Raw genomic sequence first — 12,706 nt, 5'->3', positions numbered from 1 at the left:
TTTCTAGCCCCGAATTTATAAGGATTTAACTAAAATTTTCTTTGCCAATATACGGCGAGCAACATTCTAATACAATTGGTGTAACAAATTATGCTACATAGAACAGATTTTTAACGATTTTCATGAGAAAAATCATAACAAGTGCACACAAAGATGGAGAAAAATTGACTTTAAGCTTTAACAACAGTACAAAAATGGCACATAAACATCCTGGACGGATTAAATAATAAACAAAGGAGATTGTTATGGCGGATAAGAAAGCGACCCTTCATGTTGAAGGTCAAGCGCCAATCGAACTGCCAATTATGGACGGTACGCTAGGTACACCTGTAATTGACGTTCGTAAGCTGGGAGCCAATGGTTACTTTACTTTTGACCCAGGTTTTCTTGCCACTGCATCTTGTGAATCATCAATCACGTACATCGATGGCGGCAAAGGTATTCTTTTGCACCGCGGTTTCCCGATTGATCAATTAGCCAATAACGCAGATTACTTAGAAGTATGTTACATCCTTCTTTATGGTGAAGCCCCTACCCGAGAACAATACGAGCAATTCAAAACGACCGTTACTCGTCACACAATGGTACACGAGCAAATCGCAAGCTTTTTCCATGGCTTCCGACGCGATGCACACCCAATGGCGGTAATGTGTGGTGTAGTTGGAGCACTTGCAGCCTTCTATCACGACTCTCTTGACATTAACAACGACGAACACCGCGAAATTGCAGCGTACCGTCTGCTGTCAAAAATGCCAACACTGGCGGCGATGTGTTACAAATACTCTATCGGTCAGCCATTTATTTACCCTCGTAACGACCTTAGCTACGCTGAGAACTTCTTGCATATGATGTTCGCAAATCCTTGCGAAGAATATGAAGTAAATCCTGTGGTTGCCCGTGCGATGGATAAGATTTTCACTCTACACGCGGATCATGAACAGAATGCGTCGACATCAACTGTACGCCTAGCTGGCTCTTCTGGTGCGAACCCATTTGCATGTATTGCCGCTGGTATTGCATCCCTTTGGGGACCTGCTCACGGTGGTGCAAACGAAGCCTGCTTGAGAATGCTAGAAGAGATTGGCAGCGTCGATAACATCCCTGAATATGTAGACCGCGCGAAAGACAAAGATGACCCATTCCGCTTAATGGGCTTTGGTCACCGCGTTTACAAGAACTACGACCCACGTGCGACAGTAATGCGCGAAACGTGTCATGAAGTTCTCAAAGAGCTAAACATTCAAGACCCTCTGCTAGACGTTGCAATGGAACTTGAGCGCATTGCGCTTTCTGATGAGTACTTCGTTTCTAAGAAGCTGTACCCGAACGTAGACTTCTACTCAGGTATCATTCTTAAAGCGATTGGTATTCCAGTTTCTATGTTTACGGTTATCTTCGCGATTTCTCGTACCATCGGCTGGATTGCTCACTGGAACGAAATGCACAGCGATCCACTGAACCGCATCGGTCGTCCTCGTCAGCTATACACTGGTGAGACACAGCGTGAGTTTTCTCCACTTCACGAACGTGAATGATCTTTTTAGTTAGAAGATAAACAAAAGGGTTGAGATTTTGTCTCAACCCTTTTTTCTTTTCAGCGTTTCACGTTATGAATAGCGAACACTAAACCGGATTATCAATATCGATAAACTCCACATGTAGGCCATATTCATCCGCTAGCCATTTTCCTAAAGCCTGAACACCATAACGCTCAGTAGCATGATGACCTGCAGCAAAGTAATGAATGTCCATTTCACGAGCGGTATAAGTGGTACGCTCTGAAATTTCTCCAGAGATAAATGCATCCAGCCCGTGTTGTACAGCAAGTTCAATGAAATCTTGCCCTCCACCAGTGCACCAACCGACTGTCTCAATCATCTTATCGGTATTCTCTGGAGCAATATGCAGTGGTTCTCTATCAAGAACTTGATTGATCTTGCTCGCAAACTCAGCACCAGACATCGGTTTTTTCAAGCGTCCAAACATGGCTACTGATTGAGGGTGTCCTTCAAGTCCACCTTCTACTTCGATTTCAAGTAAGCGAGCTAATTCGGCGTTGTTGCCTAGCTCTGGGTGAATATCCAGAGGAAGGTGATAACCATATAAGTTGATATCGTTTTTGATCAGACTACGAATTCGTTTACCTTTCATACCACGAATTGGCTCAGGTTCACCTTTCCAAAAATAACCGTGATGAACGAGTAATGCGTCTGCATTAAGCTCAATCGCTTTATCGATTAAGGCTTGAGAGGCGGTTACGCCAGTGATAATACGCTTTACGGCTGGCGTCCCTTCTACCTGTAACCCGTTTGGTGCGTAATCTTTAATTAACTGCGGTGACAGTTTGTCATTAAGAATCTGTTCTAGCTTTAAGTTATTCATTATTACTTCCAATTTCTAGCGCATGTAAACCTAAATAACCTCTCGATGAAATCAGACCGAGAGTGTGCAACCTAGTTGATACAACAACGTTTTGACATCTGGCACCTTGATATCATTTAGGTATTTAAAGTGTATCTCGAACCCTAATATCGATGCTAGCCACCCTACCCTCAAAAGCAAATTTAGTTACAATAACAAAGCTTGTCGCCTCACCATACATTTAGGGATACGGATGAACCAACTGCAACGCTTTTACCAATGGATCGCCACTTCACCTCCTCTTTTCAAGTTACGCCCTCCGTTTGCAACCTTAGAGGATCTTACGGTAACGCCTTTAAAGAACACTGAGCAATACAATGGTAATCCAAGATTGGGCTTTTTATATCAGCACTTATGCACTGCAGTTCTCTCTAGTTCAGAACGATATCAGGTTATCGCGGAAGAGGTTCAGTTAAACGACATCGAAGGTAAGACCATTGGTGCTATAGATTTGGTGTTGCGGAATACAGAATCAAATCAGATAGAACATTGGGAAGTGGCGATTAAGTTTTATCTTCTTTACAACGGCATTTGGTATGGCCCGAATGCTCACGACCAGTTACATGCGAAATTGGATAGAATGCTCACGCATCAACTGAAAATGAGCGATCGCCCGGAATTTCAAAAAATAATTCCTTTAAACGACTCTCCAGAAGAGCGCCTAATGATGCAAGGACGACTCTATATTAATCCGTTTACTCCAGAGCCAACTCCTAAGGAGTGCTTGGGTTATGAATTAAATCCAAGTCAGATTAGTGGTTACTGGTGCTATCAAAGTCAATGGGATTTAATTAGTAAACCCCTTTATCATTTACATAAACCATGCTGGGCGACCGGTACAGACGATTTCTCTCAACCTATTGAAAATCCTTTAGATCGATTCATACACGCACAAACGGAAGACGGTCAATTCTGGTTTGTGGTACCAGATTCATGGCCCGGAGATAAAGCGGTTCGGGGCACTTAAACATGAAAGGGTTGATGTTTTCACATCAACCCTTTGCTAGATACATTGACCATTGGATGTTTTACAAACCAGCGGCTGCAAACACTTGATTAACGATCTCTTGTGCTTCTACTTCGATTTGTTTTAGGTGCTCTTCACCTTTGAAGCTTTCACAGTAAATCTTGTAGATGTCCTCTGTGCCTGATGGACGAGCAGCGAACCAACCGTTAGCTGTCGTTACTTTAAGGCCACCAATCGCAGCACCATTGCCTGGTGCATGCGTTAGACGAGCAGTGATCTCATCACCTGCTAGAGTTTCAGCCGCAACCATTTCTGGTGACAACTTCTTCAATACGTCTTTTTGTGGGCCATTTGCTACAGCTTGAATACGGTTGTACTTCGACTCACCGTGCTTCGCCGCTAGCTCTTCATAGTAATCTTGTGGGTTCTTACCCGTTACCGCAGTGATCTCTGCTGCTAGAAGGCATAGCAAGATGCCATCTTTGTCTGTTGACCAAGGCGTGCCATCTTTACGAAGGAAAGACGCACCAGCACTTTCTTCGCCGCCGAAACCAAACTTACCAGTGTACAGACCGTCTACAAACCATTTGAAACCAACAGGCACTTCACATAGCTCACGACCTAGATCCGCAACAACACGGTCAATCAGCGCACTTGAAACTAGTGTTTTACCAACAGCGACATCTTTACCCCACGCGTCACGATGACGGTACAAGTAGTCAATACAAACGGCTAAGAAGTGGTTCGGGTTCATCAAACCTTTTGGCGTAACGATACCGTGACGGTCGTAGTCAGGATCGTTACCAAATGCTAAATCGTATTCGTCTTTCAGTGCCAATAGACCCGCCATTGCGTAAGGAGAAGAACAGTCCATACGCACAACGCCGTCTTTATCTAGCGACATGAATTGGAAAGAAGGATCGATCGATTCACTTACTAGCGTTAGGTCTAGGTTGTATGCCTGACCAATTTGACGCCAGTAATCGATACCGCTGCCACCCAATGGATCTACACCAATCTTCAGGTTCGCTTTTTGGATTGCTTCCATATCAATAACGTTCACCAGGTCATCGATGTATGGCTTCACCAAGTCCATCTCTACAAACAGATCCGATGCTTTTGCTTCTGCTAGTGGTAGGCGTTTAACACCTTGTAAACCTCCAGCAATCAATTCGTTCGCACGATCTTCGATAGCTTGAGTCAACTCAGCTTCTGCAGGACCACCATGTGTCGGATTGTATTTGATACCGCCGTCTTGTGGTGGGTTATGTGATGGGGTAATAACGATACCGTCTGCTTTTTCATCGTGTTTGATGTTGTAAGTCAGAATCGCGTGTGAAATACCCGGTGTTGGCGTGTAACCGTTGTCTTGTTGGACAATCACTTTCACACCGTTTGCAATCAGTACTTCAATCACACTTGAGAAAGCAGGCTCAGATAGCGCATGCGTGTCTTTACCCACAAACAACGGGCCAGTTGTGCCTTGCTCAGCACGAACTTCTGCTACCGCTTGAGCGATCGCTAAAATGTGGTTTTCGTTAAAAGTGTGCTTGTCTGCAGTACCGCGGTGGCCAGAAGTACCAAATTGAACTTTGTGTTCTGCGTTTGCCGCGTCTGGTTGAAGTAAGAAGTAGTTAGCAACGAGTGCTGGGATATTGTGAAGATCTTCCTGCTGCGCTTTTTGCCCAGCACGAGGGTGCATAGCCATGTTTGACATCCTTTCTTTCAATACAAATAAAATTAAAAAAGCCTCATAATATCCGCTCACTGCGACGCATTATGAGGCTTCTATCAGGTTTCTTAGATTGAACCTGTTACTTTTTCTATTAAGTCAGGTTGGAACCCCATGTGTGCCATCACTTGTTCAACCATCTGTCTTTTACGACTTGTATTGTTATTCGTGATAACCCAAAACGGTGTGCCAGGAATGGCTTTTGGCTTGGTCGTATTACCGTTTGCTAGCAAGGTTTCTTCATTATCTGCAAAGTACACGCGTTTGCGTCCTTTTACATTCGTAGCCTGGGCGAAACCTTCTGGATTCAATTTATGTAAGGTCGATAATACCAACATAAAGCGATCAATCGCTTTTTTTAGACCGGCAAACTCATCAGAAATAAGCAGCGAACGCATTTCTTTCACTACATCAACAGATTCCGTTTTACCCGCATCTTTACTTACTACAATCCCTTGTGGCTTCTCTACTACAGGCGCGGCTTTAGCTTCCTGCAACTGACCATCAAGGTTTAAAAGGCGTCGCAAAATATCCGAGGCGCTTTCACCGATATGCTTAGTTTGACTAGCTATATAACGGTATAGATCCTCATCAACCTCAATTGTTTTCATTCGCTTTTCACATTCTCAATGTTTAAACTCTGGGGGATTATAACGAGATCCACGCGGATACTCCACGTTAAACCCATCACGAATAAGATAAAATGTCAGCATTACTCAACTATAAGCAGGAAGGCCAAGGCCAAACAGTTGTTTTGATTCACGGATTGTTTGGTAGTTTAAGTAATCTGGGTCTACTCGCCCGCGATCTTATTAAAGATCACACGGTGATCAGTATTGATCTGAGAAATCACGGCCTCTCTTTCCACTCCGAAGTCCATAACTATACCGATATGGCAAAAGATGTGGCTCAGCTCCTTCAGCACTTAAACGTTGAGCCATCTATTGTTATTGGTCACTCCATGGGCGGAAAAGTCGCGATGGCTCTTGTGGACATTGCGCCAAATGTAGTCAAGCAGTTAGTCGTTCTCGACATGGCGCCTGTTGCCTACACTACGAACCGTCACGATAATGTTTTTAACGGCTTACATGCTGTTGTTAATGAAAAACCAGCAAATCGACAGCAAGCCATGGATATCCTAGCTCAACATATTGAACTCGATGGTGTAAGACAATTTCTCTCTAAATCACTGTACAAAAATGGCGATAAGATGGATTGGCGGTTTAACGTACCGAGCCTTTTTGAGAATTATGACCAAATTATTGGCTGGCAAGAAATCACACCAACAGATATCCCAACTTTATTTATCAAAGGCGGCGACTCTGACTACTTAATGCCAGAACATCAGCCGGCAGTGAAGCGACAATTTAACCATGCTAAAGCACACATTATCGCTGGCACTGGTCACTGGTTACACGCCGAGAAACCGACAGAAGTAATGAGAGTCATTCGAAAATACATTTCGAGTTAACAAATTCGAAAAGCAACACTAGATTATTGAAATAACCCTTCTTGTAGTGCATTAACTTTACCGTTTAACAGTGGTATAGTGCGCCCAAGATTTTTCGGCATGAAGGGCTAAAATGCTTTACGACTATATGGATATGCTCGAGTCTATTGGACTCGATCTTCTTTTTGCTGCTATCTTTTTTTTCATCGGGATGGCGATAAAAGATGTACTAAAGCAAGGCAATGTACCTGTTTTTGGTCGTCGTATTGTGTGGTTAGTCCTTTTCCTAGGCTGTGCTGGCTTTATTGCAAAAGGTGTAATTCAGCTAACTTGGGAAGGCTCAGGGTTAGGTTAAACCCTTAGTAGCATCGCCAATAACAAACAATGTAAAGGTATAGACTCTATGGCAAGTGTAGGTATCTTCTTCGGTAGCGACACAGGTAATACTGAAGCCGTTGCAAAGATGATTCAAAAGCAACTAGGTAAACATCTAGTTCACGTTCAAGACATCGCGAAAAGCAGCAAAGAAGACATTGATAACTTCGATCTTCTTCTTCTAGGTATCCCAACTTGGTACTACGGCGAAGCACAATGTGATTGGGATGACTTCTTCCCTGAGCTTGAGCAAATCGACTTCTCTACTAAGCTAGTGGCTATCTTTGGCTGTGGCGACCAAGAAGACTACGCAGAATACTTCTGTGACGCGATGGGCACAGTCCGTGATATCGTTGAATCTAAAGGCGGCACAATTCTTGGCCATACCTCGACAGAAGGCTACGAATTTGAAGCGTCTAAAGCACTTGTTGAAGGTGACGAAAGCCAATTCGTAGGTCTATGTATTGATGAAGACCGCCAACCAGAATTGACTGACGAGCGTGTTGAAAGCTGGGTTAAACAGATCTATGAAGAGATGTGTTTAGCTGAGCTAGAAGGCTAATCAAATTGAATGATACAAAGACCTCCACTTGGAGGTCTTTTTGTATGTATTGTCACACAGCATCGGTAAGTACTTCCTCTTCGCGATACTGAGGTTTCTTTCTTACATAAAGCTTGCGTTGAACCTCTGAAACCACATTCCCCTGTTTATCTTTTACATGAGTAATAAACTCAGGAAAACACTTTTCTCCATTCCGTGTCATTTGATAAATGTTTTCCAGCATCCCTTCAGTGACCTCAAATTCTGCAAACAAATCACTTTGCCCCGGCTTAATAAAGTTAATGCTTGCCTCTTTATCCCACACATAATATTCCTCTCGTAGAATCCCCATCAGCATCAACGAGTAAATAGGATCAGTTAAAGAGAAAATACTGCCGCCATATTGGGTGCGATTGGCATTTTTATTCCACCAGCGAAGCTTTAAACGTACCTTTACAGTACGGAAGTCTTGAGAAATATGTAAGATTTTAATACCCGCCCCCCAAAAAGGAGGCCAAATATTGAGTGCGAACTTTACAATTCCTGGTTTGTATATCTTCGCTAGTCGCCTATTCATCGCTATCCCTGCCCTCTCCAAGCTTAATGTTACACAATTGTAACTGGTCAGAGCTGTAATATAATGGACCTGTTTCTAATTTACAAAAAGATTCTATTAACCCTTTGAAGTTCGTGGTTTAATGTTCCGAACGCTTATCCTATAATGGTAGGAAGATTGAATTCTGTTAAATCGCTGCAGATGATCCAACGGGAAAGTATATGTCAGATAATAATCAGGCGCTGAAGGATGCGGGTTTAAAAGTAACCCTTCCGAGGCTAAAAATTCTAGAAGTACTTCAGCAGCCAGACTGCCAGCACATCAGTGCTGAAGATTTGTACAAAAAGTTGATTGATCTAGGTGAAGAAATTGGCCTAGCAACTGTTTACCGAGTTCTAAACCAGTTCGACGATGCTGGTATTGTAACTCGTCACCACTTTGAAGGTGGAAAGTCAGTCTTCGAATTATCGACTCAACATCACCACGACCACCTAGTGTGCCTAGACTGTGGTGAGGTAATTGAATTTTCTGACGATCTTATTGAAGAACGTCAAAAAGAGATTGCAGCTAAGTACAATGTCACACTAACAAACCACAGCTTATACTTGTACGGCAAGTGTAGCGATGGTGGTTGTAAAGACAATCCAGATGCACACAAACCGAAAAAATAAGGGTTTGTTAATTTAAAAAGTAAACGTCAGCACATGCTGGCGTTTTTTGTTTCTAGAAGTCAGTACCTTAGACGTCAGTACTTTGGTTACAGAACAAAAGCTACTAAACACCCATCTTTTTTCTCCACAGTTTTGCACATCTATATAGCACTCTGTGGGATTAGGTATAAAAAATGCCAGCGTTTGCTGGCATTTTTTCATCGTTCTCAGCATTAATTGAGATTATTGATTCTCAATTTTTGCCCAGGTATCACGTAGACCAACCGTGCGGTTGAATACTAGATTATCTGCTGAAGAGTCTTTCGAGTCTGCACAGAAGTAACCCATACGTTCAAACTGGTAACCTTTTTCTGCTTCTGCAGAAGCTAGGCTAGGCTCGACGAAGCCATTGATCACAACTAATGATTCAGGGTTGATAGTAGAAGCAAAATCTTCCGCTGCGCCTGGGTTTGGCACCGTAAATAAACGATCGTACAGACGAATTTCCGCTGGAAGAGCTTTATCAGCTGACACCCAATGAATAACGCCTTTCACTTTACGACCATCTGCTGGGTTTTTACCTAGCGTATCTGCATCGTAAGAACAGAAGATCGTTGTGATGTTGCCTTCGGCATCTTTTTCAACGCGCTCAGCTTTGATCACGTAAGCACCACGTAAACGAACTTCTTTACCTAGCACTAAACGCTTGTACTTTTTGTTCGCTTCTTCACGGAAGTCTTCACGCTCAATCCACAGTTCACGCGTGAATGGCACTTCACGCACGCCCATTTCAGGTTTATTTGGGTGGTTGGCAACTGTCAAGTTTTCTACTGCGCCTGCTTCAAAGTTTTCGATAACAACTTTAACAGGATCCAGTACAGCCATTGCACGCGGAGCGTTCTCGTTTAGGTCATCACGAATACAAGATTCTAATGAACTAAACTCGATCATATTTTCTTGCTTCGTTACACCAATACGCTTACAAAACTCACGAATAGATGCAGGTGTGAAGCCACGACGACGCAGACCTGAGACAGTCGGCATACGTGGATCATCCCAACCATTAACCAGTTTTTCAGTAACTAGCTGGTTAAGCTTACGCTTAGACATCACTGTGTATTCAAGGTTTAAACGACTGAACTCGTATTGATGTGGACGGCTTTCGATCGTGATGTTGTCTAGAACCCAATCGTACAGACGACGGTTATCCATGAATTCAAGCGTACAAATAGAGTGCGTAATGCCTTCTAATGCATCAGAAATACAGTGCGTAAAGTCGTACATTGGGTAAATGCACCACTTATCACCAGTTTGGTGGTGCGTAGCAAAACGCACTCGGTATAAAACTGGATCGCGCATGACCATGAATGAAGAACCCATGTCGATTTTAGCACGAAGACACGCTTTACCTTCTTCAAATTCACCAGCGCGCATTTTTTCAAACAACGCCAAGTTCTCTTCAACAGAACGGTCACGGTATGGACTTGGTTTACCTGGCGCCTTTAGTGTGCCGCGGTATTCACGAATTTGCTCTGGACTTAGCTCATCTACGTACGCTAAGCCTTTGTTAATCAATTCAATTGCATATTCGTAAAGCTTATCGAAGTAGTTTGATGAGTAACATACTTCACCACTCCACTCAAAGCCCAACCAGTTTACATCTTTCTTGATAGACTCAACGTATTCGATGTCTTCTTTTTCAGGGTTTGTATCGTCGAAACGCAGATTACATTGACCCTGGTAGTCCTGAGCAATACCGAAGTTCAAACAGATAGACTTAGCATGACCGATATGCAGGTAGCCATTTGGCTCCGGCGGGAATCGAGTATGCACGCTAGTGTGTTTACCATCCGCTAGATCTTTATCAATGATCTGGCGAATAAAGTTTGATGGACGAGCATCAGCTTCACTCATCTATAGCACCTCAAAAATATTAGTATTGTCAGAGAAAACGGAACTCTGTATCCAAGTATGGTTTCACAGAGTACATTGTTCCTAATGATCCACAATTCTAAGCAATTAGACAACAAGAACTCGCTCTAAAACGACAATATTTATCGAGTTAGCGTGAAAGCAAAGCAGATTCAAAGGGCCTAAACGAAAAAAGGCCTCCTGCGGAGGCCTTTTGCGATGTTGTAGTATCAATTGTTTGCAATACCAATAACAAACAATCACACCACTATTAAACAGTTAAGCTGGTAGCTGAACACCACTTAAGTCTTCATCTTTAGATACATTCTTCATCTCACCAGCAACAATCTCTGCTAGAGGACCAAGGATAACTTGTAGGTTGTTTGTACCTAGCTTCACAACTCCCATAGCTCCAAGATCTTTCAGAGTTTTCTCATTGATAACGCTCATATCTTTCACAGAAAGGCGCAAACGAGTAATACAGGCATCGATAGAACTTAGGTTGTCATGACCGCCAAGTGCTTTCAAGTACTGACGAGCGAGCTCAGAAGAGTTGCTTGAGCCAGCCACGTTAGATGAAGATTCTTCATCATCTTCACGTCCCGGTGTTTTAAGGCCAAACTTAACAATCACGGTACGGAACACGAAGTAGTAAACCGCAAAGAAACCAAGGCCTTGTACAATGAGCATGTACCAGTTTACCGCTAGCGGGTTACGAGTTGACAATACTAAGTCGACTAGACCAGCAGAGAAACCGAAACCTGCAATCCACTGCATTGATGCCGCGATATAAACTGATAGACCAGTCAGCGCTGCGTGAAGAACGTACAGTCCTGGAGCAAGGAACATGAATGCAAATTCAAGTGGTTCTGTTACACCTGTAAAGAATGAAGCAAACGCAGCCGCAATCATGATAGATGCCACTTTCTCTTTATTCTTTGATTTCGCAGTATGGTACATCGCTAGAGCAGCGCCTGGTAAACCAAACATCATGATTGGGAAGAAGCCCGCTTGGTACATCCCCGTAACACCTACCGTTGCCGTGCCTTCAGCTAATGATTTCGCACCGCCAAGGAAGTTTGGAATGTCATTAATACCAGCAACATCAAACCAGAACACTGAGTTTAGTGCATGGTGCAGACCAACAGGAATTAGAAGACGGTTGAAGAATGCGTAAACACCTGCACCTGCTTCACCCATACCTTGAATGCTTTCGCCAAAACTGACCAGACCGCCGTAAACTGATGGCCAAACGTACATCAGGATGAACGCAATAACGATACCAGCAAAAGACGTTAGGATAGGTACAAGACGCTTACCAGAGAAAAACGCCAGTGCTTTGTGCAGCTCTACGTGAGAAAAACGGTTGTACAACTCAGCAGAAACAATACCAACCAAGATACCGACGAACTGGTTATTGATTTTACCAAATGCAGCAGGTACTTCACTTGGGTCAATGCCTTGAATTTGTGATACTGCACCAGGGGCCAAAAGCGTTGTGACAACTAAGAAGCCCACGAAGCCTGAAAGTGCAGCGGCGCCATCTTTGTCTTTAGACATTCCGTAAGCAACACCAACAGCGAACAATACTGACATGTTGTCAATGATCGCTGCACCAGCTTTAATAAGAAATGCAGCAAGTGCACTGTTTGCGCCCCAGCCATTTGGGTCGATCCAGTAGCCAATACCCATGAGTATTGCTGCTGCAGGAAGTGTGGCAACCGGCACCATAAGCGCCTTACCCACCTTCTGGAAGTATCCGAGAATGTTCACCTTAAGTTCCCCCTATAGGATTAGATGTTATGTTGAATGACTTATTTCAGCCGTCCAATTTAGTCATCCTAAGTTTATGATATTAATTTTGCTCCGCAAATTAAAAGCTCACCGTTTGTGATCATAATCACCACAATTTGCCCTTTCGGAAGGTTTTTGCTAGCGAGATCATAAAACTTATTTTATTATACGAAAAAATGGCGTTTTAAAGATAATATTCTCGCACTTTATGCAAGGCAGAATCAGTGTTATTTTGGTATCTAGGCGGGTAAATCACTGTAACTTTGCTCTGAAAAAGAATCATAAAAAACCATACAATTATTACTTTTC

General features: G+C 43.2%; 12 protein-coding genes. 6 read left to right on the top strand and 6 right to left on the bottom strand.

Annotated elements, in window-relative coordinates; all coding sequences use genetic code 11:
* Positions 1-245 precede the first annotated feature (245 nt).
* Positions 246-1,535: a citrate synthase gene (locus tag R7Z78_RS16240; RefSeq protein WP_005382163.1), complete on the top strand. Its 1,290-nt coding sequence runs from the start codon at positions 246-248 to the stop codon at positions 1,533-1,535.
* A gap of 88 nt (positions 1,536-1,623) precedes the next feature.
* Here the strand turns inward: R7Z78_RS16240 and R7Z78_RS16235 are convergent, their stop codons facing one another.
* Entirely contained in the window at positions 1,624-2,382 is a 759-nt protein-coding gene (locus R7Z78_RS16235) for a Nif3-like dinuclear metal center hexameric protein (protein ID WP_005393019.1), read from the bottom strand.
* A 232-nt stretch (positions 2,383-2,614) separates the two neighbouring features.
* Here R7Z78_RS16235 and R7Z78_RS16230 point away from each other — a divergent pair, with 232 nt between their 5' ends.
* The gene (locus tag R7Z78_RS16230) at positions 2,615-3,388 is read left to right on the top strand and encodes a DUF1853 family protein (RefSeq protein ID WP_104975955.1); all 774 of its coding nucleotides are present in this window, start codon (positions 2,615-2,617) and stop codon (positions 3,386-3,388) included.
* 61 nt (positions 3,389-3,449) lie between these two features.
* Here the strand turns inward: R7Z78_RS16230 and pgm are convergent, their stop codons facing one another.
* Positions 3,450-5,096 (bottom strand): phosphoglucomutase (alpha-D-glucose-1,6-bisphosphate-dependent), encoded by a 1,647-nt coding sequence (gene pgm, locus R7Z78_RS16225; RefSeq protein WP_104975954.1) that lies wholly within the window; start codon positions 5,094-5,096, stop codon positions 3,450-3,452.
* A gap of 92 nt (positions 5,097-5,188) precedes the next feature.
* Positions 5,189-5,731, bottom strand: coding sequence for a replication initiation negative regulator SeqA (gene seqA / locus R7Z78_RS16220; RefSeq protein WP_005382149.1), 543 nt, complete (start codon positions 5,729-5,731; stop codon positions 5,189-5,191).
* Positions 5,732-5,823: 92 nt separating this feature from the next.
* Between seqA and R7Z78_RS16215 the strand changes: the two genes are divergently transcribed.
* The 3 genes from R7Z78_RS16215 (at position 5,824) to fldA (ending at position 7,507) form a co-directional block, all read left to right on the top strand.
* Positions 5,824-6,591 (top strand): alpha/beta fold hydrolase, encoded by a 768-nt coding sequence (locus R7Z78_RS16215; protein ID WP_104975953.1) that lies wholly within the window; start codon positions 5,824-5,826, stop codon positions 6,589-6,591.
* 112 nt (positions 6,592-6,703) lie between these two features.
* On the top strand, positions 6,704-6,925 hold the full coding sequence (locus tag R7Z78_RS16210) for a DUF2788 domain-containing protein (RefSeq protein ID WP_005393038.1): 222 nt from the start codon (positions 6,704-6,706) through the stop codon (positions 6,923-6,925).
* Positions 6,926-6,973: 48 nt separating this feature from the next.
* Positions 6,974-7,507, top strand: a complete 534-nt coding sequence (fldA, locus tag R7Z78_RS16205; protein ID WP_005382146.1) for a flavodoxin FldA — start codon at positions 6,974-6,976, stop codon at positions 7,505-7,507.
* 52 nt (positions 7,508-7,559) lie between these two features.
* Here fldA and R7Z78_RS16200 read toward each other — a convergent pair whose 3' ends face one another.
* Positions 7,560-8,063, bottom strand: a complete 504-nt coding sequence (locus R7Z78_RS16200; protein WP_005382144.1) for a DUF4442 domain-containing protein — start codon at positions 8,061-8,063, stop codon at positions 7,560-7,562.
* 200 nt (positions 8,064-8,263) lie between these two features.
* On the opposite strand from R7Z78_RS16200, the gene fcrX reads away from it, so the two are divergent.
* Entirely contained in the window at positions 8,264-8,713 is a 450-nt protein-coding gene (gene fcrX, locus R7Z78_RS16195; protein ID WP_005382141.1) for a ferric iron uptake transcriptional regulator FcrX, read from the top strand.
* A 222-nt stretch (positions 8,714-8,935) separates the two neighbouring features.
* Here fcrX and glnS read toward each other — a convergent pair whose 3' ends face one another.
* Together glnS and nagE are read right to left on the bottom strand one after the other, a co-directional pair.
* Positions 8,936-10,606 (bottom strand): glutamine--tRNA ligase, encoded by a 1,671-nt coding sequence (gene glnS / locus R7Z78_RS16190; RefSeq protein WP_005382124.1) that lies wholly within the window; start codon positions 10,604-10,606, stop codon positions 8,936-8,938.
* A 276-nt stretch (positions 10,607-10,882) separates the two neighbouring features.
* The gene (gene nagE, locus R7Z78_RS16185) at positions 10,883-12,376 is read right to left on the bottom strand and encodes an N-acetylglucosamine-specific PTS transporter subunit IIBC (RefSeq protein ID WP_104975952.1); all 1,494 of its coding nucleotides are present in this window, start codon (positions 12,374-12,376) and stop codon (positions 10,883-10,885) included.
* Between the last annotated feature and the right edge of the window lie 330 nt (positions 12,377-12,706).

The sequence above is a fragment of the Vibrio sp. 1167 genome, assembly GCF_033340375.1.
Classification (GTDB): Bacteria; Pseudomonadota; Gammaproteobacteria; order Enterobacterales; family Vibrionaceae; genus Vibrio; species Vibrio alginolyticus.
Note: the sequence above shows the minus strand (reverse complement) of the source record. Positions and strands in the feature narration are given on the sequence as shown.

Bases quoted from the DNA above. Each gene is read 5' to 3' on its own strand.
- R7Z78_RS16200 (WP_005382144.1), bottom strand. From the start codon at position 8,063: ATGAATAGGCGACTAGCGAAGATATACAAACCAGGAATTGTAAAGTTC.
- R7Z78_RS16215 (WP_104975953.1), top strand. From the start codon at position 5,824: ATGTCAGCATTACTCAACTATAAGCAGGAAGGCCAAGGCCAAACAGTT.
- R7Z78_RS16240 (WP_005382163.1), top strand. From the start codon at position 246: ATGGCGGATAAGAAAGCGACCCTTCATGTTGAAGGTCAAGCGCCAATC.
- R7Z78_RS16210 (WP_005393038.1), top strand. From the start codon at position 6,704: ATGCTTTACGACTATATGGATATGCTCGAGTCTATTGGACTCGATCTT.
- fcrX (WP_005382141.1), top strand. From the start codon at position 8,264: ATGTCAGATAATAATCAGGCGCTGAAGGATGCGGGTTTAAAAGTAACC.
- fldA (WP_005382146.1), top strand. From the start codon at position 6,974: ATGGCAAGTGTAGGTATCTTCTTCGGTAGCGACACAGGTAATACTGAA.
- seqA (WP_005382149.1), bottom strand. From the start codon at position 5,731: ATGAAAACAATTGAGGTTGATGAGGATCTATACCGTTATATAGCTAGT.
- R7Z78_RS16235 (WP_005393019.1), bottom strand. From the start codon at position 2,382: ATGAATAACTTAAAGCTAGAACAGATTCTTAATGACAAACTGTCACCG.
- pgm (WP_104975954.1), bottom strand. From the start codon at position 5,096: ATGGCTATGCACCCTCGTGCTGGGCAAAAAGCGCAGCAGGAAGATCTT.
- glnS (WP_005382124.1), bottom strand. From the start codon at position 10,606: ATGAGTGAAGCTGATGCTCGTCCATCAAACTTTATTCGCCAGATCATT.
- R7Z78_RS16230 (WP_104975955.1), top strand. From the start codon at position 2,615: ATGAACCAACTGCAACGCTTTTACCAATGGATCGCCACTTCACCTCCT.